The organism is Sphingomonas sp. LaA6.9, assembly GCF_022601895.1.
GTDB lineage: Bacteria > Pseudomonadota > Alphaproteobacteria > Sphingomonadales > Sphingomonadaceae > Sphingobium_A.
This window is the reverse complement of the sequence record NZ_JAKVIO010000057.1, coordinates 1-21,654: the sequence shown is the minus strand read 5'-3', so window position 1 is coordinate 21,654 and position 21,654 is coordinate 1. Positions and strand designations below refer to the sequence as shown.

Here is a 21,654-nt window from a genome sequence, read left to right as displayed (position 1 = left end):
ATTCCGGTCGTCGCGCCGATCGGCGTTGGCGCCGATGGCCATACCTATAATATCAATGCCGACACGATGGCGGGCGCGGTGGCCGCCGCGATGGGGGCGTCACGCCTGTTCCTGCTGACCGACGTGCCCGGCGTGCTCGACAAGCAGAAGCAGCTGCTGACCGATCTCGATCCGGCGGCGATCGCAGGACTTCAGGAGGACGGCACGATCTCGGGCGGGATGATCCCCAAGCTCGAGACCTGCGTGAACGCGGTCAACGCCGGAGTCGACGCCGCCGTCATCCTCGACGGACGCGTGCCGCACGCGATGCTGCTCGAAATCTTCACGCGCCGCGGCGCGGGTACGCTCGTCCATCGTTGAGGCTGTTGTCGCCGGGGCCTGCTTTCGGCTAGGGCACTGAACCATAATCTTTGCCGGGGACGCACATGCAAATCCTGTTGGAAATTGTCTATTATCTGGCCACCGTGCTCACCTGGATCATCGTCATCCAGGCGGTGCTCTCCTGGCTCGTCGCGTTCAACATCGTCAACACCAGCAACGAGTTCATGCGTTCGGTGCTCTACGCGCTCGATCGGATCACCGCGCCGATCTACAATCCGATCCGGCGGATCATGCCTGATCTGGGCGCGCTCGACCTTTCGCCGCTCGTCGTGCTGTTGATCCTCTACATCATCCGCAACATCATCATCCCCAACCTGATGTTTTCGCTGGCCTGATTGGACGCGTGGCACGCCGACGCGAACGGGATCACCATATCGGTGCGCGTCACCCCGCGCGCCTCGCGCGATGCGGTGCTCGAACCCAAAGCGGGCTGGCTCCCGATCCGGCTCCGCGCGCCGCCCGTGGAGGGTGCCGCCAATGAGGCGCTCAGCCGCTTTCTCGCCGGAGCGCTCGACCTCGCGCGGCGTGACGTGACGATCCTCAGCGGCGAGACCGCGCGGATGAAGCGGGTCAGGATCGCGGGCGATCCCGAACAGCTGGCGCAGGCGCTTGAGAGACTGTACAGGGCGTCGCCATGACAGCCCAGATCATTGATGGAAAGGCCTTTGCCGAAGGCCTGCGTGAACGCGTCGCCGCGGCGGTGCCCGCCTTTCACCGCATTTCGGGCCGCGCGCCCGGGCTTGCGGTGGTGCTGGTCGGTGAGGACCCCGCGAGCCAGGTCTATGTCCGTTCCAAGGGCAAGGCCACCGTCGCTGCGGGGATGCAAAGCATCGAGCACAGGCTGCCGCCGGGCGTCGGCCAGGACGAGCTGATCGCGCTTGTCGAGGCGCTCAACGCCGACGACATGATCGACGGTATCCTCGTCCAGTTGCCGCTGCCGCCGCAGATCGACGAAAAGGCGGTGATCTCCGCGATCGACCCCGCCAAGGATGTCGATGGCTTTCATGTCGTCAACGCCGGCCGCCTCGCGGTGGGAGAAGAAGCGCTCGTGCCGTGCACGCCGCTCGGTTGCCTGATGCTCCTCAAGGACCGGCTCGGCGACCTGTCGGGGCTGAACGCGGTGGTGATCGGCCGCTCCAACATCGTCGGCAAACCGATGGCGCAGCTGCTCCTGAAGGAAAGCTGCACCGTCACCATCGCGCACAGCCGCACCCGGGATCTGCCTGAAGTCGTGCGGCGCGCGGATATCGTCGTTGCGGCGGTGGGGCGCGCCGAGATGGTCGGCGGGGACTGGATCAAACCGGGCGCCACGGTGATCGACGTCGGCATCAACCGCGTGCCCGGCAGCGAACCGGGCAAGACGCGGCTGGTGGGGGACGTCGCCTATGCCGAGGTCGCCGCGGTCGCGGGCGCGATCACGCCTGTGCCCGGCGGGGTCGGCCCGATGACGATTGCGGTGCTGCTGCGCAACACGCTCGTCGCGGCGCATGCGCGGCTGGGGCTTGCGGCGCCCGAAGGACTGTGATCGTCTGAGGGGGCGAATGCCCGACAGGATTTGAGAGGGGGGTAAAACAGGCATGATCGAGCTGTTCGTCTCAGCGCTCGTCACCTTCTTCGTCGTGATCGATCCACCTGGATGCGCGCCGATCTATGCCAGCCTCACGACCGGCGCCAATGCGCAGGCGCGGCGCGCGATGGCGATCCGGGCGGTCTTCGTCGCATCGCTGATCCTGCTCGTCTTTGCGCTGTTCGGCGAGAAGCTGCTCGGCGCACTCGGCATCAGCCTCGACAGTTTCCGTATTGCGGGCGGGATCATGCTGTTCCTTATCGCGCTCGAAATGGTCTTCGAGAAGCGTACCCAGCGCCGCGAGGAGCGTGCCAAGGAAGTGCAGGCGAGCCCCGAGCATGAGGACGTCTCGATCTTCCCGATGGCGATCCCGATGATCGCGGGTCCCGGCTCGATCGCGAGCGTCATGCTGATGATGGCGCGCAGCAAGGGGACCGAGGAGACGCTGGTCGTACTCGGCGCGATGGGGGCCATTTTGCTGCTGACGCTGGCCTGCCTGCTCGCCGCCGGTCCGTTGATGCGGCTGGTAGGCCCCAAGGTCGAGACCGTTGTCACGCGGTTGCTCGGCGTGCTGCTGGCGGCGCTGGCGGCGCAGTTCGTGATCGACGGGATCAAGGCGAACCTGACCTAGATTCACGGTGATGGGACCGTGAAGCTATCAGGGCGGAAGGAACAACGGGGTTCAGTTGCCATTCAAGCCTGAACCCGCATAGCCGCGGCAAATGAACGCAGGAGTTTGTGCATGTTTCGTCGTCTCGCGCTCGCGCTGACCACTATCCCTTTGGGAGTCGGCACGCTCACAGCGCCCGCCGTAATCGCGGCGCCCGGCGATCTCGACAAGGTTTCGGCGCATCTGCGGTCGGTCTCGAGCATGACCGCAGGGTTCAGCCAGACCGACCGCGCGGGCAAGACGGTGGCGGGAACGCTGACGATGAAGCGCCCCGGCAAGATGAGCTTCCAGTATCAGAAGGGTGTGCCGCTCCGTATCGTGGCCGATGGCAAGTCGCTCTGGATGATCGACTATCAGGTCAATCAGGTGCAGCGCTGGCCGATAGGAAAATCGCCGCTGGCGGTGCTGCTCGACCCCAATCCCGATCTGTCGCGCATCGCCAGGATCGTACCCAACACCGACGATCGTATCGTTGTGGTGGAGGCGCGCGATCCCAAGCGACCCGAATATGGCACACTGACACTGGCCTTTGTCCGCAACGCCTCCGCGCCGGGCGGACTCATGCTTCAGGGCTGGGTGGCGCTCGATTCGCAGAACAACCGCACGACGATCCGGCTGAACAACCAGAAGTTCAACGTTGCGGTCGCGGACAATGCATTCCACTGGAACGATCCGCGCCCCAAAGGACCACGCGGCTGACAGGTTCATTCATATTGGCGACAGGTTGGGGCCTTTAGATATCGTCCTTGCGGTCGTGGGGCCGCTTTCCGGATTTCCCCCTGTTGCCGGAGTGACCCCACGTCCCGCCTCGCGTGACGAACGCAGGTTGGCCCCCGCTCCAAGCCCCCGGAGCGGGGGCCTTTTCGTTCGGAACCACGGCCACCATATTTGGCAATCGCTGCAACCTTCGCTACTGGCCTAGCATGTCCGACACACTCAAGATCGCCTCCTGGAACATCAATTCCGTTCGGTTTCGCATCGAAATCGTCGAGCGCTTTCTGCGCGAGGAAGCACCCGATATCCTGTGCCTTCAGGAAACCAAGACGATCAATGATACCTTTCCTGCGGCCGCGTTCCGCCAGCTCGGCTATACCCATCAGATCCTGCATGGTCAGCCGATGCATCACGGCGTCGCGATTGTCTCGAAGATTCCCATGCGCGAGGACGATCGGCTCGACTGGCAGGCCAATGGCGAAGCGCGCCATGTCGGCGTTAGGCTCGAAAACGGCCTCAGGCTCGAAAATGTCTATGTTCCCGCAGGCGGCGACGTGCCCGACCGCAACCTCAATCCCAAATTCGGCCAGAAGCTCGATTTTCTCGCGCGCATGATCGACTGGTCCGAAAACCTCTCGGTGCCCACGCTGCTCGTCGGCGATTTCAATATCGCGCCGCTCGAATGCGATGTGTGGAGCCACAAACAGCTGCTCGACGTCGTCAGTCACACGCCGATCGAAGTCGAGACGCTCGGGCGGATGCAGGCGGCGCACGACTGGGTGGATCTTGGCCGTCACTTCGTTCCCGCGCCCGAGCGGCTCTATACCTGGTGGAGCTACCGCGCGAAGGACTGGGCGGCGTCCGATCGCGGCCGGAGGCTCGACCATATGTGGGCATCGAAGGACGTCGCGAGGCAGGCGGTGGACCATCGGATCCATGAGGCCTGCCGCAGTTGGCTCAAGCCGTCCGACCACATTCCCATCGTGACGGAGTTCCGCTTTTGAGCGACCCGCGCGCCGTCGCCCGCGCCATCGACGCGCTCAGGCGCGGCTGGCCCGTCGCGCTTCGCGATGCGGAGGACACGCTCGCGCTTCTGTCGATCGAAACCGCGGACGACGTGCGGCTCAAGGCCTTCGATGCAGCGGGCACGGCCGACATATTGATTTCGGCAGCGCGCGCTGCGACGCTGAAGCTCGCCAACCAGATCGACGCGGCTGCCCCGGAAAAGCCCGTGATCGTGTCGCGCGCGCCGTGGATCGACCTGGCGGGTGCGGTTGCGCTGGCCGACCCCGCGCTCGACCTGGCGACGCCACTCAAGGGACCCTATCGCACGCTTCCCTGTCGGAGTTCAGACGCGGCGGGCGCGGCGCTCGAGCTTGCACGGCTGGCGGGATTGCTTCCGGCTTTCTTCCTCGCGGATACCGCGCCCGGGATCGAGGTGACGATCACCCCCGAAGACATCGCGGCCTATGACGATTCGCGCGCGCTCATGATCGCGGCGCGCGCGCGACTGCCCGTAGAGGTGGCCGAACATTCCGAAATCGTGGCATTCCGCAGCGCGGATCAGGCGGGAGAGCATGTCGCGCTGATCGTCGGCACGCCCGACGGCACACCGCCTCTCGTCAGGCTGCACAGCGAATGCCTGACGGGCGACGTGCTCGGATCGTTGAAATGCGATTGCGGCCCGCAGCTCCACGGCGCCCTTCACGAGATCTCGACGCATTGGGGCATCCTGCTCTATCTGCGGCAGGAAGGCCGCGGCATCGGGCTGATCAACAAGCTGCGCGCATACAGCCTCCAGGATCAGGGCTTCGACACCGTCGACGCCAATTTGCGGCTGGGCTTTGCGATCGACGCCCGCGACTTCGGCGTGGCGGCGCAGATGCTGCGCCTGATCGGACAGGATCGCATCCGGCTGCTGACCAACAACCCCGACAAGGTCGAGCGCTTGCGGGCGGAGGGTATCGACGTCGTCGAACGCGTGCCGCACCGGATGGCGCCCAATCCGCATAATCAGGGATATCTCGACACCAAGCGCGACCGGACGGGACACCAGCTCTAGCGAAGCAGCGCGGATACCTCCGAATAATTGGCGACCACATGATGCGCGCCCGCGTCGCGCAGCCGGTCTCCAAGCCCGGGGCGGCAATGACCGCCCGCGCACAGCCCCACGACCGTCATTCCCGCAGCGATTGCGGCTTGTACGCCGGTCGGCGAATCCTCGATCACGAGCGTTTGCGCGGGATTGGCGCCGATCGCACTTGCGGCGTGAAGGTAGATGTCCGGTGCGGGTTTGGTGCGCGTCACATGCTCGCGCCCGCTATAAAGATGCCCATCGAAATGCCGCGCGAGGCCCAGTCTTTCTAGATGGCTCGCAATCCAGTTGAGCGAGCTTGACGAAGCCACCGCGCGCGGCCCCGGCCGAAGCGCGCCCATGAAATCAGTCGCTCCGGCGACGGCGGTGATCGCATCGGGATTGCCGGTCACCGCATCGCGCACCATCGCTCGAAAGGCGTCGGGCAGCGGCCGTCCCAGGCGCGTGGCTATCATGCGATCGGTTTCCTCGGTGCTGCGGCCCGTGAAATCAGCGATTGCCTGATCCAGCGTGGTGGGCAGGCCGAGCGCGGTCAGCGCCTCCGCGAGCGCACGGTTGACCACGACCTCGCTGTCGATCAGCACGCCATCGCAATCGAAAATGATCGCCTCGTACTTCACCCGCGCGTGCCAAAGAGCGCGGTGCCGACGCGGACATGCGTTGCGCCCAGCGTCACCGCCGTTTCGAAATCGCCCGACATCCCCATGCTGAGCGCGGCAAGCCCGTGGTCGCGCGCAATCCTGGCCAGCAGCGCGAAATAGGGGGCGGGCTCGACATCGATCGGCGGCACGCACATTAGCCCGACAACCGGCAGGGTCGCCGAGCGCGCCTCGGCGAGCAGGCCGGGGAGTTCGGTGATCGCGCAGCCACCCTTTTGCGGCTCGTCACCGATATTGACCTGGATGAAGCAGTCGGGGCGACGACCGGCCTTGTCCATCGCCTTTGCCAGCGCCGCGACGAGCGAGGGCCGGTCGACCGAATGAATCGCATCGAACAGTGCCACCGCATCCTCGGCCTTGTTGGACTGGAGTTGCCCGACGAGATGGAGTTCGATCGGGGGCATCTCGGCGCGCAAGCCGGGCCATTTGACCTCCGCCTCCTGCACGCGATTTTCGCCAAAGACGCGCTGTCCCGCAGCAATCAGAGGACGAATCGCCGCAGCCTCATGCGTCTTGGATACCGCAATCAACGCAACATTGCCGGACTCGCGCCCCGCAAGCTTCGCCGCCTTCGCCATGGCGGCAAGCACGGCTTCGCGGCGCGCAGCCGCATCGAGAATTTCCTGTTCGGACATGGCCGCTGCTATAGGCAGCGCAATGACGCGCCGCCACCCCTGCTTATGGCTGATGACCGATGAACGGATAGGTGATGCGCTCTTCCCGGCGATCGCCGCACTGCCACGCGGCGCCGGGATCATCTTCCGGCACTATTCACTGCCAATGCCCGAACGCCGCGCGCTCTTCGCGCGTGTCAGACGCGTCGCGCGACGAAAGGCACTTTGGCTCGTGCTCGCCGACTCTCCGCGCGTGGCACGCAACTGGGGCGCCGACGGCTTTCACGGACATGCGCGAGGAAATGGCCAGTTCCTGCACACAGCGCCCGCACACAGCGCACGAGAACTGTGGCGCGCTACGCGCGATGGCGCCGATCTGATCTTTGTCTCGCCGGTATATCCTACACGCTCGCACCCCGAAGCGCCCACGCTCGGCCCCGTCGGCTTCGGTACGATCGCGCGTCAGTCGCCGCGTCCCGTGATTGCACTCGGTGGCATGGATTCACGCCGCGCGCGCGTCACCAACAGACTGGGAGGCTATGGCTGGGCGGCGATCGACGGGCTCACGCCCCGAAAAATCAGAACCTGAAGGCGGTTCCGACATAGACCGCCTGGCTGTCGCGGCGGTTGTCATCGATCGTGCCAAGACGATCGGTATCCTCAAGCCGGTAGCGAACGCCCGCAGTGACATCGAGGTTGCGCGTCAGCTTGTAGCTGCCGCCGACATCGAGCGAATAGGCCGCCTCCGGCACGATCAAGCGCGGCTGATGACCGATGCCACGATCCGCGCCGACCTGAACACGACCGCTCCAGCGCGGCGCGTTGTAGCTGGCGCCCGCGGAAACCGTCTGGCGGCTGCCGGGCGCAAGACCCGTGTCGATCCGCGCGACATCGCCCGAAAGCGCAAAACGCTTCCAGCCGATCGATGCACCGAGATTATAAACCGAAGGTTCAATACCGAGCGAAGTGATCGTCGGGGTGTCGCCGCGCAGCGCCGTCGACTGGCCCTGGGCGCTCGAGCGCGCCCGTACTGCGACGGTCACCTGGCGATTCTTGGCCGAGTCGCTGGTCGGTGTGAATCGAAATCCGGTGCTCGCGAGTTCGCTCTTGGCAAGGATTGCAGCAAGCCGCGGATCGGCAGCGGCGGGCGTGAATGAACCAATGCCGCCCCGCGCAGTCAAGGAAACGCGCGGTTTCTGGCTGGCCGGCGTCGCTTCACGCGCTGCGGATATTGCGGGCGCGAGCAACAGCGCGGTCGCGGCCATTGCCACTCCCCAGATCGCCATAGATGCCCGACTCGCGCTCATGATTCCGTTGTCAGTCCTCAACCTTCATTTCGCCCATATCATGATCCCCACGCGAATTTCCAGCGAACTACCCGAAATTTCCCCGATATGTTGCACATCGCACACAGAGGTATCATAATACCTTCGCAAAACACGCGCTTGGCAAGTGCGCGCGAGCTTCTATAACGACCCCGACTGAGCATATTTCCAAGGATTTCTTCATGGCTCGCAAGACCAGCGTCGTCGCGGCGATCGCGCTTCTTTCCCTGCTTGGCGGCTGTGCCGGCACGGTCGACTGGGTGAAACAGGATCTCGGCATCGAACCAGCCAAGAACGACCCCCGCACGCACGATCTCGCGGCGTCGAAGATCACGACGATCGGCGTCAACAGCTATCTCTGGCGCGCGAGCCTCGACACGCTGTCGTTCATGCCGCTTGTCCAGACCGATTCCAACGGCGGCGTGATCGTCACCGACTGGTATGCCAACCCCGCCTCGCCCAATGAGCGGATGAAGGTGACCGTCACCATCCTCGATCAGGATCTGCGCGCAGACGCAGTCAAGGTCGCGGCGCTGCGCCAGGAAAACCGTGGCGGCCAGTGGGTCGACACCCCGGTCCAGGCTGCGACGGTGCAGAAGCTGGAGGAAATCATCCTGACCAAGGCGCGCGACCTCCGCCGCAGCGCACTTTACGGTTGATCCGGGCCTGACACATGGCTTCGCGCTTCAATCCGCTTTCGGCTGACGCGCGCTGGCAGAAAATCTGGGACGAGCGCGAGACCTTTCGCGCGTCCGACGCCAGCGCCAAGCCCAAATCCTATGTCCTCGAGATGTTCCCCTATCCCTCGGGGCGCATCCATATGGGCCACGTCCGCAACTATACGATGGGCGACGTGCTCGCGCGTTTCCGGCGCATGACGGGCCACGAAGTTCTCCATCCGATGGGCTGGGACGCCTTTGGCATGCCCGCCGAAAATGCTGCGATGGAAAAGAAGGTCCATCCCGGTGAATGGACGCGCGCCAATATCGCGGCGATGAAGGCACAATTGAAGCGGCTGGGCTTCGCGCTCGACTGGTCACGCGAGATCGCGACCTGTGAGCCCGAATATTATGGCCAGGAGCAGGCGCTGTTCCTGGATCTGTATGAAGCAGGTCTCGTCTACCGCAAGGAATCGGCGGTCAACTGGGATCCTGTCGACATGACCGTGCTCGCAAACGAGCAGGTGATCGACGGCAAGGGCTGGCGTTCGGGAGCCCCGGTCGAGAAGCGCAAGCTCAGCCAGTGGTTCCTCAAGATTACCGATTTCGCCGAAGAGCTGCTCGCCGGCCTTGGCACGCTGGACCAGTGGCCCGAAAAGGTCCGGCTGATGCAGGAAAACTGGATCGGCAAGAGCGTCGGCATGCGCTGCACCTTCCACTTCGCCGGGCGTCCCGGTGGGTTCGAGGTGTTCACGACGCGCCCGGACACGCTTTATGGCGCGAGCTTCACCGCGGTCGCCGCGGATCATCCGATTGCGCAGGAGCTGGCGAAGCACAGCCCCGAGCTGCAGAAGTTCATCGCCGAATGCCGGCAGAGCGGCACCGCCGCGGCCGATATCGAGACCGCCGAGAAGAAGGGCTTCGACACGGGGCTACGTGTCCAGCATCCCTTCGATCCCAATTGGCACCTGCCGCTCTACGTCGCCAATTTCGTGCTGATGGAATATGGCACGGGGGCCATCTTCGGCTGCCCCGCCCACGACCAGCGCGACCTGGATTTCGCGCGCAAATACCACCTTCCCGTCAACCGCGTCGTGGCCCCCGAGGGACACGAGCACGAGGCAATCGGCACCGAGGCCTATGTCGGCCCCGGCAAGATCGTCCATTCGCATTTCCTGAATGGCATGGAAGTCGAGGAGGCTAAGGCCGCGGTGATCGCGCGCGCCCAACATGAAGGCTGGGGCACAGGCACCACGGTCTGGCGTCTGCGCGACTGGGGCGTTTCGCGACAGCGCTACTGGGGCACACCGATCCCGTTCATCCATTGCGAGGCGTGTGGCGTGGTTCCCGTCCCGAAGAGCCAGCTTCCCGTCAAGCTGCCCGAGGACGTTAGTTTCGACATTCCCGGCAATCCGCTCGACCGGCATCCGACCTGGAAACATGTCGATTGCCCGAAATGCGGCAAGGCCGCGCGGCGGGAGACCGACACGCTCGACACCTTCGTGGACTCGAGCTGGTATTTCATCCGCTTCGCGAGCCAGCCCGAGGACCAGCCCTTCGACAAGGCGGTGGCCGAAAGCTGGCTGCCCGTCGGACAGTATATCGGCGGCGTCGAGCATGCCATCCTACACCTGCTCTATGCGCGTTTCTGGACGCGCGCGCTGGCGAAAATCGGCAAAATCAACGTCAAGGAGCCGTTCACCGGGCTGTTCACGCAGGGCATGGTGACGCACGAGACCTACAAGGCGCCCGACGGCGGCTGGCTGTCTCCGCAAGAGGTCGAGGCGCGCGACGGCCAGATCGTCGTGATTTCGAGCGGCGAGCCCGTCCTGCGCGGCCGCGTCGAGAAAATGTCCAAGTCGAAGAAGAACACCGTGGATCCGGGCCCGATCGTCGACCAGTACGGCGCCGACGCGGTGCGCTGGTTCATGCTGTCGGACAGCCCCCCCGAGCGCGACCTGCCCTGGTCCGAAGCGGGGATCGAGGGTGCATGGCGCTTCGTCAATCGATTGTGGCGCCTGATCGACGGGCTTGAGGCTGCCGAGGGTAATGCGGTTTCCGGAGACGATCGGGACCTCGACCGTAAGCTCCACAAGACCATCGCGGGCGTTGCTGCGGACATTGAGGATCTCGGCTTCAACAAGGCGGTCGCCAAGCTCTACGAACTCGTCACCGCGATCGAGAAGGCGAAACCTTCCGCCTCGCGCGCGCAGGCGATCCGTACCGTCATCCGCCTCGTCGCGCCGATGGTCCCGCATCTGGCCGAAGAAGGCTGGGCAAAACTCGGCGAGAACGGACTCGTCGCCGACGCGGCCTGGCCTGAGGCCGATCCCGCATTGCTCGTCGACGACGAGGTGACGATCGCGGTGCAGATCAACGGCAAGCTGCGCGACACGCTGACGGTGCCCAAGGGCACCGCCCGCGATGCGCTGGAAGCGCTGGCGCTCGCCGCGCCCAACGTCGTTCGCCAGCTCGATGGCGCGCAGCCGAAGAAAGTGATTGTGGTTCCCGACCGGCTGGTCAATCTGGTGGCATGAAGCGCGCCGCCGCAGCCCTGATCCTCGCATCGCTCGCCCTGTCGGGTTGCGGCCTGCGCCCGCTCTATGGCAGCGGGTCGAAGGGCGCGGTCGCGCAAACTCTCGGACGGGTCGAAGTCGCGCCGATTCCCGGCAAGGCGGGCTGGCTGGTGCACAATGCCATCACCGACAGGCTGGGCGCGATGTCAGGGGACGGCCCAGCTTATCGGCTCGAGGTAGAGCTCGACGATCAGATTATCGGCTTCGGCGTGCGCCGCGACGACACGGTCTCGCGCGAACGCCGCACGTTGCGCGCGCGTTATCGGCTGGTCGAGGCGGAGAAGGGCACTGTGGTGCTCGACGCAACGGCGGGATCGGATGCCGGCATCGACATCGTTTCCTCGGAATATGCGACGATCGCGGCCGAGAATACCGCGCTCGAGAATCTCTCGCAGGTGGTCGCCGACCAGATCGTCGCGCGGCTCGCGCTGTTCGCCCAGCGCACCAAGGATGCTCCGGCCGCGGGCACGCCGTGAAGGCCAACAAGGGCCAGATCGAGCGCGCGCTTGACGCCCCTTCGACCGATATCCGCCTCTTTCTGCTCCATGGGCCCGATGAATCGGGCTCGCGCGCGCTCGCCGAGCGTCTGGAACGCGCGATGGGTCCCGAAGCGGAGCGGATCGAGCTCGATTCGGCTACGCTCAAGGGCGATCCCGCGCGACTTGCCGACGAAGCCGCATCAATCTCGCTGTTCGGCGGTGCGCGGCATATCCGGCTGACGCTCGCCAATGCCGACGACGCGCTCCCCGCGGTCCAGGCGCTGGTCGAGGCGCCGCAGGCGGGCAATCCCGTGGTCGCGATCGCGGGCACGCTCCGCGCGACGGGCGCTTTCCTCAAATATGCGCTCGATCAGCAGGCGATCCTGGCTTTTGCAAGCTATGCGCCCGAGGGGCAGGACGCTGACCGGCTCGCGGCCGCGATGGCGCGCGACGAAGGGCTCAGGATCGCGTCCAACGACGTCGCCAGGCGCCTTGCCGCCGCGGCCGGGGGCGATCGCGCGATCCTGGCGCAGGAGATCCGCAAGTTCGCGCTCTATCTCGACGCCGCGCCCGAGCGCCCGGCGGAGCTCGACCATGCCGCGATCGACGCGCTCGGCGCGGATGCCGATGAGGGCGATATGGGCCGGCTCGTCGACGCGGTGATGGGGGGCAATCCCGATCGCGTCGGCGGCGAGCTCGCGCGCCTCGCGGCGGTGGGGATAGAGGGGATCCCGCTGATCCGCGCGGTGCTGAAGCGCGCGCTGCTCCTCGCGCAACTCCGCAGCGACGTGGATCAGGGCAGCAGCGTAGACGCCGTCATGGCGTCTGGCGCTGGCAAGGCGGTGTTCTGGAAGGAAAAAGCGACCGTGCAGCGCCAGATCGGCCTGTGGCGCAGCGATCGCCTCGCCATTGCGCTCACCCGCCTGCTCGACGCAGAACGCGCAGTGAAGGCCTCGGGTACGCTTGGCGCGGTAGCGGTCGAGTCCGAATTCATCGCGATCAGCCGCGCCGCGGCACGGGCGCGGTAGAAGCCCAGCCGGTACCATGCCCCGGATTTCGAGCGCGCCATGCGATATGATGACCTTCGTCACGGATGGAGCGGCGCGTTTCGCAGGCGCCGTCTGGGCGGCGCTGCCCGATATTAGCGACGCGCTGGCGCATCTTCCGTCCGATCGCGCAGGGATACGCCTCCATGGCATAAGAGCACTCAATGCGCTCCTAGCCCCGTCAGGCGCCGTCGGCGCGGTTGCAGCGCAGGTGCTGGGTCCCAGATGCAGGCCCGTTCGCGCGATCCTGTTCGACAAGACACCGGCTGCCAACTGGTCGCTGGCATGGCATCAGGATCGCACCATCGTGGTCCAGACGCGAAAGGACGTCGACGGATTCGGGCCGTGGACGACAAAGGGCGGCCTGCAGCATGTTGCACCACCCTTTGAGCTGCTTTCCGGCATGGTGACGCTGCGTGTCCACCTTGATGCAGTAGGCTCCGCTAATGCGCCGCTGCTGGTCGCGCCCGGCTCACACCGTTTCGGTCGCGTGTGTGAGGAGGACATTCCTGACGTCGTGGAACAGTGCGGGGTCGTGGCATGTCTCGCCAATGCCGGGGACATTTGGTTGTACGCCACGCCGATCCTGCACGCTTCGGAAGCCGCTGCTGAGCCATGCCGCCGCAGAGTGCTTCAGCTGGACTATGCCGCTGCTGAACTACCGGGCGGCTTGCGCTGGCTTGGGGTTTGAACCAACAGCCCGAACGACACATAATCAGGCCCGTTGCCCGCGAAGAACCCCGATCAGATCCGCTCGCCGCTCAGCCGCTGGCAGATCATGTCGAGCTGGTCGAGTGAGTTGTAGGCAAGCGTCAACGTTCCGCTCTTCACGCCGTGCGCGATGCGGACCTTGAGGCCGAGCAGATCGCCCAGTTGCCGCTCAAGCGCTTCGATATCGGCATTGTCGCGGCTGCCCTTGTATTCGATCGGCGCTTCAGCCGTCTTTGACGGCCTGGCCGCGCGTGCGAGCGCCTCGGTCTCGCGCACCGACAAGTCGCGCCGGACGACTTCATTGGCCAGCGCCGCCGGATCGGTCGCGGTGATCAGCGCGCGCGCATGGCCCATGCTGATCTTGTCCTCGGCGACGAACTGGCGGACGGCGGCGGGCAGATCAAGCAGGCGCAGCATGTTGGCGACATGGCTGCGCGACTTGTTGACGAGCCGGCCCAGCGCCTCCTGGCTGTGACCGAATTCGGTTGCGAGCTTCTTGTACGCCTCGGCCTCTTCGATCGCGTTGAGGTCCTCGCGCTGGATATTCTCGATCAGCGCGATTTCGAGCGTCTCCGAATCGCTGAAATCGCGAACGATCACAGGGACTTCATGGATTTGCGCGCGCTGTGCCGCGCGCCAGCGGCGCTCCCCCGCGACGATCTGGTAGCCGCCATCAAGTGGCCGCACGACGATGGGCTGGATCAGCCCGCGCTTGGCGATCGATTCGGCGAGCTCGGCGAGCGCGCCCTCGTCGAAATGCTGGCGCGGCTGATCGGGATGCGGTTTCATGTCCGCCACCGCGACCATCTGGACCCCGCCGGCGCGCGACGCAGCCGCCGCGACAGGTTCTTCACGTGAAACTTCACCCAGCAAGGCGCTCAGACCGCGACCAAGCCCATGATGGCGCTTTCTGGGGGTGCCCATGTCAACCACATCGCTCATGCCGCGACCGCCTTTGCCTTGATCGGCAGACGCCCGATCAGCTCGCGCGCAAGCCCCATATAGGCTTCCGACCCCGCGCAGCGGATATCGTAGATCAACGCGGGCACACCATAGCTCGGCGCTTCGGACAGGCGAACATTGCGCGGGATGACGGTGTCGAACACGACATTGCCGAGGCATGCGCGGACGTCTTCGGCGACCTGTTCGGTCAGATTGTTGCGGCGATCATACATGGTGAGTGCGACGCCGAGGATCGAAAGTTGCGGATTGAAGCGTGCGCGGATGCGCTCGACGGTGTTGAGCAGCTGGCTCAGCCCCTCAAGCGCGAAGAATTCGCATTGGAGCGGCACGAGCAGCGAACGCGCGGCCACCATCGCGTTGATCGTCAGCAGACCGAGCGAGGGCGGGCAGTCGATCAGGCAGATATCCCACCGTTCTTCGGCCGCGTTCAGCGCCTTGTCGAGCCGATGCGTGCGATCTTCATATTCGACGAGCTCGATCTCGGCGCCCGAAAGATCGACTGTCGCTGCGATCAGGTCCAGCCGCGGCACCTTGGTGGCGATCACCGCTTCGTCAAGCGCGCAGTCTCCCGTCAGCAACTCGTAGCTCGAGCGCGCGCGCTCAGACTGGTGCACCCCAAGTCCGGTCGAGGCGTTGCCCTGCGGATCGAGATCGAGCAGCAGCACCTTCCAGCCCGTCGCCGCGAGCGCGGTCGCAAGATTGATCGCAGTGGTGGTCTTCCCCACCCCGCCCTTCTGGTTGGCAACGGCTATCCGGATCATGATTTCCCCCGCTTGACGCCCTGCGCGACGATGATCGACGAGTCAGCGTCGGTGACGCTCTGTTTCACGTGAAACACACCCTGCCACGTGTTGCGCGCTGCTTCCAGTTCGCTTTGCGCATTCCTGCCCTTGGGGAGCAACCATAGCGTCCCGGAACGGGAAAATCTCGCCCCCAGCGTAAAAAGTCGGTCAAGCGGTGCGAAAGCGCGGGCACTGATGACCGCTGCAGGCTGCGCCGGTACCGTCTCGACGCGTCCACCCAGCACGATGACATGCGCGGTCACGCCAAGCAACCGCGCCGCCTGCTCGAGAAACTCGATCCGCTTGCGCCGCGATTCGACGAGGACCACGGGACGGGGACTGAGCGCAGCGACGATCAGACCGGGAAACCCGGCACCCGATCCCAGATCGACCCACGCCCCGTCGGCCGCCTCGCGCGCCAATGGCAGCAGCTGAGCTGAATCGACGATGTGCCTCGCCCAGACATGGTCGCGGGTCGATGTGGCGATCAGATTTTGTCTTTCGCCCTCTTCGAAAAGGAAGCCGATGAAGGTCTCGATCCGCGCGATTGTTTCACGTGAAACACCAATTTCGGAATCGAGCCAGGCGCGCGCCTCGTCTTCGGTCATGCGGCGCGGCGTCTTGTCTGAACGAGTATCGCCGACAGCGCGGCGGGGGTGATCCCGCGAATCCGCGATGCTGCCGCCAATGTGGCCGGACGCGCCGCCTCGAGCCTTTCCTTCATCTCGTTGGACAGCCCCGCGATCGAGCGATAGTCCAGATCCGCATCGATCGGCACCGATTCATTGGCACGCAGCTCACGGATTTCGGATTCCTGTCGGGCAAGGTAGGGCGCATAGCGCGCGTCCTCGGCGATCTCCTCGACAAGGTCAGGCGCGACGCTCTCAAATGCATCGGACACGCGCGCGATCTCGGCAATTCCGATATCGGGAAAACGCATCCAGTCGTAGAGCGAGCGACGGCCACCGTCGAGCGCGACACGAATCTCGGCGCCTGCCAGTGTCGCGGCGGTGAACTCCTTGCTGAGCGCCGCCAGCACCCTCGCACGATCGGCTTCACGACCGTCGAACCAGCGCCGGCGTTCCGCGCCTACGCAGCGCTGCGCTATCGCAATCGGCGTCAGCCGGGACGCTGCGTTGTCCGCGCGAAGCCGCAGCCGGTACTCTGCGCGAGCCGTAAGCATGCGGTATGGTTCGGTGATCCCCTGGAGCACCAGATCGTCGATCATGACGCCGATATAGCTCGATGCCCGGTCGAGAATCATCGGCGCGCTGCCGCCCGCAAAGGCAGCGGCGTTGATTCCGGCGACCAATCCCTGCGCCGCGGCTTCCTCATATCCCGTGGTGCCGTTGATCTGGCCTGCGCAGTAAAGCCCCGCGACTCCACGGACGCCAAGCGTGGAGTCGAGCGCGCGTGGATCGATGTGATCATACTCCACGGCATATCCGCGCTGGACGATCTCCGCGAGTTCGAGCCCTTTCATACTGCGAACCAGCGCAATCTGCGCGTCGACGGGCAGCGAGGTCGAGATGCCGTTGGGATAGACGAGATGATCGTCGAGCCCTTCAGGCTCGAGGAACACCTGATGGCCGTCGCGGTCGCCGAAGCGCACGACCTTGTCCTCGATCGAAGGACAATAGCGCGGGCCGAGCGCATCGATCGCGCCCGTATAGAGCGGTGAACGGTCGAGCGCTCCCCGGATGATTTCGTGCGTTCGCGCATTGGTGCGCGTGATGGCGCAATACAGTTGCGGTGCCGCGCGACCAGCGCCCAGCGCCGACATCGTCCAGTCAAGCCCGTCCGAGGGTTGCTCATCGAGCGCACCCCAGTCGACTGTCCGCCCGTCGAGCCGGGGCGGCGTGCCCGTCTTGAGACGTGCAATCGGAAGGTCCAGTGCGCGAAGCTGATCGCCGAGCCGCTGCGCCGCGAGTTCGCCCACGCGCCCACCTGTACTGATATCGGGGCCGCAAAACATCCGGGCGTTGAGGAAGGTGCCAGTCGCGAGCACCACCGCGCCGGCGTTGAGCGCCTCGCCCGAAGCGAGCGTCAGACCGACGACGCGATCCGCCCTGCCCTCGGCGAAGAGCAACGCCGCGGCCTCGCCCTCGACGATCTCCAGATCGGTCTGTGCATCGAGCAGTCCATGGATCGCGGCCTTGTAGCGACGACGATCGGCCTGGACGCGAGGCCCTTGCACTGCGGCACCCTTGCTCTGGTTGAGCATCCGATAATGAATCGCGGCATGATCGGCGGCGCGCGCAATCAGCCCATCAAAGGCGTCGACTTCGCGCACGAGATGCCCCTTGCCTAGACCTCCGATGGCGGGATTGCACGACATCGCTCCCACCGTGTCGCGCGAGAAGGTGACAAGCGCGGTGCAAGCGCCCATGCGCGCGGCGGCCGCGGCGGCCTCGCAACCCGCATGCCCGCCACCCACCACGATGATGTCGAATTTCCGCGTCATAGCGCGCTAACGCCTATGTGAGACGAGGTCTCAAGTCAAAATGTTCCACGTGAAACATGCGGGTCACTTACCGATGCAGAAACGACCGAACAGCGCATCGAGCATGTCTTCGGTTCCCGCCCTGCCCGTCAAGCGATCAAGCGCAGACCGCGCGATCCTGAGATTCTCGGCCATGATGAGCAGGTTTCCGCTTCCTACTAGAGCCACCGCACATGCGTCGAGCAGTGCCCGCTGACGTGCATTGAGCGCCAGATCACCTGGCCTCGGCAGGAGCATATCGGCGCGCTCGGTGAGCATCCCGACGAGTTGCTCCATCCCCGCACCCGTCACCGCCGACACGATCACATCGGTCCCCGGAGGCGCCGCGTCACGGCCCGGCAGATCTGCGCGCGCGTGAACGGTGATGGTGCGATCGGGCGCCGGACTCGCGCCCCGGTCATCAAGCCACAGGATGATGTCGGCTCTGTCGATCACGCCCCGCGCCCGCTCCATCCCGATCGTCTCGATCTCGTCGCCGCTGCCGGCATGGAGCCCGGCGGTGTCGATAAAGACAAAAGGGCGTGCGCCCAGCGCGAGGGGCACTTCAATGACATCGCGCGTCGTGCCGGCCCGAGGCGAAACGATCGCCGCCTCCCGACCGGCGAGTGCATTCAGCAAGGTGGACTTGCCCGCATTGGGTGGCCCCGCAAGCGCCACGCGAATGCCGTCGCGCAGCCGTTCGCCCGACGGCCGATTCAGAAAGTCGCCCATCTCGCGCGCCAACGCCGAAATCCCCGCAACCAGTGCGGCGCCCGCGTCAAGGTCTTCGTCTACATCGCCTTCGTCGGAAAAGTCGAGCAACGCCTCGGTTCGCGCCGACAGCCCAAGCAACCTTTCCTGCCAGGCGGTCACCTGCGCGCTGAGGCCGCCTTCGGCCATGGCCATCGCACTGAGCCGTTGCAGCTCGGTCTCCGAGAACAGAAGATCCGCCAATCCCTCGGCCTCGGCCAGATCGATCCGGCCGTTTTCGAAGGCGCGCCGCGTGAACGCACCCGGCTCCGCGGACCGCAGCCCCGGCAAGGCCGCGAGCGTCGCAAGCACACGCGCCACCACAGCACGACCACCATGCAGGTGCAGCTCGGCAAGATCCTCGCCCGTCGCGGTGGCCGGCCCCTCGAACCACAGCACGAGCGCATGATCGAGCACATCGCCGGAGACGGGATCAACCAGTCGCGCCAAAGTCGCGCGGCGCGACTTCGGTATCCGCCCGGTGAGCGCGCTCAGCGAAGCGCCAGCAGCCGGGCCACTGATCCGGATGATGGCAACCGCCGCAGGTGGCTGCCCGCTCGACAATGCATAGATCGTGTCGATCATGGCGCCCGAGATTACTTCCTGGCCCCGCTGACCTGGTCAAGCATCTGCTTCCACATGCTGAAACCGGCCTCCCCCATCGGCGCCCAGCTCTTGAACAGTCCTTCGAGCATCTCGGGGCTGACACCTTTCTCCATTGCTTCCAAAATGTTGGAAACATATTTCTCGTGCACGGGCGTGAAATCTGGCAGACCCAGAAAGCGCCGAGCCTCTTCGGGCGTGCAATCGACTTCGACATTGATATTCATGGCGCTTCTCCGCTTGAGCAGCCGCGCGGCCCCCTGCTACGCTTCGCGCATGACTTATGCGCCCGACCTTGACCGGATCGCAACGCCCATCGGAATCGTGACAATCCGGGGCGATGAAACGGCGATCACAAGCATCACGATCGAAGCCGATCATACTATCGCGGAAACGGCTTCGCGCGCCGCAGCGGTCCGCGAAGCGGCGGCGCAACTCCGCGCCTATTTCGCAGGGCGTCTGCGCGAATTCGACCTGCCGCTTGTCCCTGCCGCAACCGTCCGTGGGCAGGCGCTACGCGACGGCATAGCTGCGATCCCTTATGGCGATACGCTCAGCTATGGCGCGCTTGCGCGACAACTGAGTTCGGCACCGCGCGCGGTCGGCCAGGCTTGCGCGCGCAACCCCTACCCGATCATTATCCCATGCCACCGCGTTCTAGCGGCGCAAGGTCGCCTCGGCACGTATAGCGGCGGCACCGGACCCAGCACCAAGCAATGGCTTCTCAACCACGAACAACCCGCAAACCGGAAAGGCACTCCATGGCCAGCATGATCCCGATCGACACGCTTCATCACGATGCGCAGTTCTCCGCCTATGTTGCCGAGCCCGAGGGCACGCCGCGTGCCGCGATCATCGTCATCCAGGAAATTTTCGGCGTTAATGCGGGGATTCGCGCCAAGTGCGACGAATGGGCCAGCGCGGGATATCTGGCGGTCGCACCCGACCTCTTCTGGCGGCTGCGGCCCGGCGTAGAACTGGATCCCGATGTCCCTGCCGAATTCCAGGAAGCGATCGGACTGCTCGGCACATTCGACCAGGACAAGGGCATCGAGGATATCGAGGCGACGATCCGCTGGGCGCGCCAGAAGACGGGCGGCAAGAAGGTCGGCTGCGTCGGATACTGCCTTGGCGGCAGGCTGGCCTTTATGACCGCCGCGCGCACCGACACCGATGCCTCGGTCGGCTATTATGGGGTGGGGATCGACGGCCTGCTCGGCGAGAAGCACGCGATCGCGCATCCGGTGCTGCTCCACATCCCCACCGCCGATCATTTCGTCGATGCCGCTGCCCAGAAGCGCATGCATGACGGCCTCGACGATCACCCCAAGGTCACGCTGTTCGATTATCCCGGGCTCGACCATGGATTCGCGACACAGATGGGCGAGCGGCGGCATGAAGAGGGCGCTCAGCTTGCCGACAGTCGCACCGCCTCCTTCTTCGCCGCGAACCTGGGGTGAGCGCCGCCTTTCGCATGATCGTCCGCGCTCCGGGCGGGCCCGAGGCGATCCAGCGCCAGGAACTCGACACGCTGCCCGAACCCGGCCCGGGTGAGGTTCGTATCCGTAACACCGCGATCGGGCTCAACTTCATAGACGTCTATCATCGATCCGGTCTCTATCCCCTGCCCTATCCCGCCGGGCTGGGGCGCGAGGCTGCAGGCGTGATCGACGCGATGGGTCCCGACGTGACGGGATGGTCTTCAGGCGACCGCGTGGGCTATCTCTTCGCCGCGAGTGGCACCTACGCCACCCATTCCCTGGCGTCCGCCGCCACGCTGATCCCGCTGCCCGACAGCATCGAGGACTCGCTCGCCGCTGCAACGATGCTCAAGGGGCTCACCGCATGGATGCTCATCGAGAAATGCGCGCGCGTGAAAAGGGGTCAGGTCGTGCTCGTCCATGCCGCTGCGGGTGGCGTGGGCAGCATCGTGGTGCAATGGCTTGAGGCCATCCAGGCCGTCGCGATCGGGCATGCGGGCAACCCGGAAAAGGCCAAGCGCGTGCATGCGCTGGGCGCATCGCATGCCCTGTTCTGTCCCTTCGACACGCTCGCCTCCGAAGTTCGCGCCCTGACCGGGGGCGCAGGCGTCGCCGCCGTCCTTGACGGCGTCGGCAAGGATAGCTGGCAAGCTTCCCTCGATTCACTCGCGCGACGTGGTGTCATGGTGACCTATGGGAATGCCAGCGGCCCGGTTCCCCCCGTGGCGCCGCTCGAACTCAGCCGGCGTGGTTCGCTTGTACTCACGCGCCCGACCCTGGGCGATTTCGTAGTCGATCCCGATGAGCGTCGCGACGGCGCCGATAAACTCTTCTCAATGCTCGCAAGCCAAGCGATCAGGGTTGATATCGGCCAGCGCTACGCGCTCGCGGACGCCGCAGAAGCACACCGCGCTCTTGAGGCGCGGCGCACCATCGGATCGACAATCCTGCTTCCCTGAGCCTCAGCCGAAGAGCTTGAGCACGCCCACATTCGGATCGATCAGGCCATCATAAATCATCTTGCCCGCGACATAGACGATCACGACCAGGCCGACATAGGCGATCCAGCGATAGCGCTCGATATATTTGGCGATGAT

26 protein-coding genes and 1 pseudogene are annotated in these 21,654 nt (G+C 65.1%); 17 read left to right on the top strand and 10 right to left on the bottom strand.

Annotated elements, in window-relative coordinates; translation table 11 throughout:
- The 8 genes from argB to ribA form a co-directional block, all read left to right on the top strand.
- On the top strand, positions 1–360 hold a 360-nt coding region (gene argB, locus MKI88_RS19580), incomplete at its 5' end, for an acetylglutamate kinase (RefSeq protein WP_241633236.1).
- Positions 361–425: 65 nt separating this feature from the next.
- Positions 426–716, top strand: coding sequence for a YggT family protein (locus MKI88_RS19575; RefSeq protein ID WP_241633235.1), 291 nt, complete (start codon positions 426–428; stop codon positions 714–716).
- On the top strand, positions 717–1,019 hold the full coding sequence (locus MKI88_RS19570; protein ID WP_241633234.1) for a DUF167 domain-containing protein: 303 nt from the start codon (positions 717–719) through the stop codon (positions 1,017–1,019).
- Positions 1,016–1,906: a bifunctional methylenetetrahydrofolate dehydrogenase/methenyltetrahydrofolate cyclohydrolase FolD gene (folD, locus tag MKI88_RS19565; protein ID WP_241633233.1), complete on the top strand. Its 891-nt coding sequence runs from the start codon at positions 1,016–1,018 to the stop codon at positions 1,904–1,906. Before MKI88_RS19570 ends, folD begins: the two co-directional genes overlap by 4 nt.
- Before the next feature lie 52 nt (positions 1,907–1,958).
- The gene (locus MKI88_RS19560; RefSeq protein ID WP_241633232.1) at positions 1,959–2,579 is read left to right on the top strand and encodes a MarC family protein; all 621 of its coding nucleotides are present in this window, start codon (positions 1,959–1,961) and stop codon (positions 2,577–2,579) included.
- A 111-nt stretch (positions 2,580–2,690) separates the two neighbouring features.
- Positions 2,691–3,317 (top strand): outer membrane lipoprotein carrier protein LolA, encoded by a 627-nt coding sequence (locus tag MKI88_RS19555; protein ID WP_241633231.1) that lies wholly within the window; start codon positions 2,691–2,693, stop codon positions 3,315–3,317.
- A gap of 224 nt (positions 3,318–3,541) precedes the next feature.
- Positions 3,542–4,336 (top strand): exodeoxyribonuclease III, encoded by a 795-nt coding sequence (locus MKI88_RS19550; RefSeq protein ID WP_241633230.1) that lies wholly within the window; start codon positions 3,542–3,544, stop codon positions 4,334–4,336.
- Positions 4,333–5,394 carry a GTP cyclohydrolase II gene (gene ribA, locus MKI88_RS19545; RefSeq protein ID WP_241633229.1) on the top strand — a complete coding sequence of 354 codons (1,062 nt, stop codon included), beginning with the start codon at positions 4,333–4,335 and terminating at the stop codon, positions 5,392–5,394. Before MKI88_RS19550 ends, ribA begins: the two co-directional genes overlap by 4 nt.
- Here the strand turns inward: ribA and MKI88_RS19540 are convergent.
- Positions 5,391–6,047 carry an HAD family phosphatase gene (locus MKI88_RS19540; protein ID WP_241633228.1) on the bottom strand — a complete coding sequence of 219 codons (657 nt, stop codon included), beginning with the start codon at positions 6,045–6,047 and terminating at the stop codon, positions 5,391–5,393. The genes ribA and MKI88_RS19540 overlap by 4 nt on opposite strands.
- Entirely contained in the window at positions 6,044–6,721 is a 678-nt protein-coding gene (locus MKI88_RS19535) for a YggS family pyridoxal phosphate-dependent enzyme (RefSeq protein ID WP_241633227.1), read from the bottom strand. Before MKI88_RS19535 ends, MKI88_RS19540 begins: the two co-directional genes overlap by 4 nt.
- Positions 6,722–6,743: 22 nt before the next feature.
- On the opposite strand from MKI88_RS19535, the gene MKI88_RS19530 reads away from it, so the two are divergent.
- Positions 6,744–7,289, top strand: coding sequence for a thiamine phosphate synthase (locus tag MKI88_RS19530; protein ID WP_241633226.1), 546 nt, complete (start codon positions 6,744–6,746; stop codon positions 7,287–7,289).
- On the opposite strand, the gene MKI88_RS19525 is transcribed toward MKI88_RS19530, so the two are convergent.
- Complete coding sequence (locus MKI88_RS19525) at positions 7,279–7,986, bottom strand: porin (RefSeq protein WP_241633225.1); 708 nt, start codon at positions 7,984–7,986, stop codon at positions 7,279–7,281. The two genes, MKI88_RS19530 and MKI88_RS19525, sit on opposite strands and share 11 nt — an antisense overlap.
- A gap of 221 nt (positions 7,987–8,207) precedes the next feature.
- Between MKI88_RS19525 and MKI88_RS19520 the strand changes: the two genes are divergently transcribed.
- The 5 genes from MKI88_RS19520 to MKI88_RS19500 are packed head-to-tail and all read left to right on the top strand — an operon-like array spanning position 8,208 to position 13,476.
- Positions 8,208–8,684, top strand: a complete 477-nt coding sequence (locus MKI88_RS19520) for a DUF3576 domain-containing protein (protein WP_241633224.1) — start codon at positions 8,208–8,210, stop codon at positions 8,682–8,684.
- Between the two features lie 14 nt (positions 8,685–8,698).
- Positions 8,699–11,221 carry a leucine--tRNA ligase gene (leuS, locus tag MKI88_RS19515; protein ID WP_241633223.1) on the top strand — a complete coding sequence of 841 codons (2,523 nt, stop codon included), beginning with the start codon at positions 8,699–8,701 and terminating at the stop codon, positions 11,219–11,221.
- Positions 11,218–11,736, top strand: coding sequence for an LPS assembly lipoprotein LptE (lptE, locus tag MKI88_RS19510; RefSeq protein WP_241633222.1), 519 nt, complete (start codon positions 11,218–11,220; stop codon positions 11,734–11,736). Before leuS ends, lptE begins: the two co-directional genes overlap by 4 nt.
- Complete coding sequence (gene holA, locus MKI88_RS19505; RefSeq protein ID WP_241633221.1) at positions 11,733–12,767, top strand: DNA polymerase III subunit delta; 1,035 nt, start codon at positions 11,733–11,735, stop codon at positions 12,765–12,767. Before lptE ends, holA begins: the two co-directional genes overlap by 4 nt.
- A 46-nt stretch (positions 12,768–12,813) precedes the next feature.
- Positions 12,814–13,476 carry a phytanoyl-CoA dioxygenase family protein gene (locus MKI88_RS19500; RefSeq protein WP_407073391.1) on the top strand — a complete coding sequence of 221 codons (663 nt, stop codon included), beginning with the start codon at positions 12,814–12,816 and terminating at the stop codon, positions 13,474–13,476.
- A gap of 53 nt (positions 13,477–13,529) precedes the next feature.
- Here MKI88_RS19500 and MKI88_RS19495 read toward each other — a convergent pair whose 3' ends face one another.
- The 6 genes from MKI88_RS19495 to MKI88_RS19470 form a co-directional block, all read right to left on the bottom strand.
- A complete protein-coding gene (locus MKI88_RS19495) occupies positions 13,530–14,438 on the bottom strand; it encodes a ParB/RepB/Spo0J family partition protein (protein WP_241633220.1) in 909 nt (302 codons plus the stop codon).
- On the bottom strand, positions 14,435–15,220 hold the full coding sequence (locus MKI88_RS19490; RefSeq protein WP_241633219.1) for a ParA family protein: 786 nt from the start codon (positions 15,218–15,220) through the stop codon (positions 14,435–14,437). Before MKI88_RS19490 ends, MKI88_RS19495 begins: the two co-directional genes overlap by 4 nt.
- On the bottom strand, positions 15,217–15,849 hold the full coding sequence (rsmG, locus tag MKI88_RS19485) for a 16S rRNA (guanine(527)-N(7))-methyltransferase RsmG (protein ID WP_241633218.1): 633 nt from the start codon (positions 15,847–15,849) through the stop codon (positions 15,217–15,219). Before rsmG ends, MKI88_RS19490 begins: the two co-directional genes overlap by 4 nt.
- Positions 15,846–17,705 (bottom strand): tRNA uridine-5-carboxymethylaminomethyl(34) synthesis enzyme MnmG, encoded by a 1,860-nt coding sequence (gene mnmG / locus MKI88_RS19480; protein ID WP_241633217.1) that lies wholly within the window; start codon positions 17,703–17,705, stop codon positions 15,846–15,848. Before mnmG ends, rsmG begins: the two co-directional genes overlap by 4 nt.
- A gap of 63 nt (positions 17,706–17,768) precedes the next feature.
- On the bottom strand, positions 17,769–19,058 hold the full coding sequence (gene mnmE / locus MKI88_RS19475; protein ID WP_241633216.1) for a tRNA uridine-5-carboxymethylaminomethyl(34) synthesis GTPase MnmE: 1,290 nt from the start codon (positions 19,056–19,058) through the stop codon (positions 17,769–17,771).
- An 11-nt stretch (positions 19,059–19,069) separates the two neighbouring features.
- Positions 19,070–19,303, bottom strand: coding sequence for a DUF6489 family protein (locus tag MKI88_RS19470; RefSeq protein WP_241633215.1), 234 nt, complete (start codon positions 19,301–19,303; stop codon positions 19,070–19,072).
- Between the two features lie 49 nt (positions 19,304–19,352).
- Between MKI88_RS19470 and MKI88_RS19465 the strand changes: the two genes are divergently transcribed.
- From MKI88_RS19465 to MKI88_RS19455, 3 genes are read left to right on the top strand one after another with little or no spacing between them, the layout of a single operon-like run.
- Entirely contained in the window at positions 19,353–19,850 is a 498-nt protein-coding gene (locus MKI88_RS19465; RefSeq protein WP_241633214.1) for a methylated-DNA--[protein]-cysteine S-methyltransferase, read from the top strand.
- Positions 19,838–20,536: a dienelactone hydrolase family protein gene (locus MKI88_RS19460; RefSeq protein WP_241633213.1), complete on the top strand. Its 699-nt coding sequence runs from the start codon at positions 19,838–19,840 to the stop codon at positions 20,534–20,536. The genes MKI88_RS19465 and MKI88_RS19460 overlap by 13 nt, the downstream gene beginning before the upstream one ends.
- Positions 20,533–21,516, top strand: coding sequence for a quinone oxidoreductase (locus MKI88_RS19455; RefSeq protein ID WP_241633212.1), 984 nt, complete (start codon positions 20,533–20,535; stop codon positions 21,514–21,516). Before MKI88_RS19460 ends, MKI88_RS19455 begins: the two co-directional genes overlap by 4 nt.
- Before the next feature lie 3 nt (positions 21,517–21,519).
- Here the strand turns inward: MKI88_RS19455 and MKI88_RS19450 are convergent.
- Positions 21,520–21,654: pseudogene (locus MKI88_RS19450) on the bottom strand (TerC family protein); the annotation flags it as partial.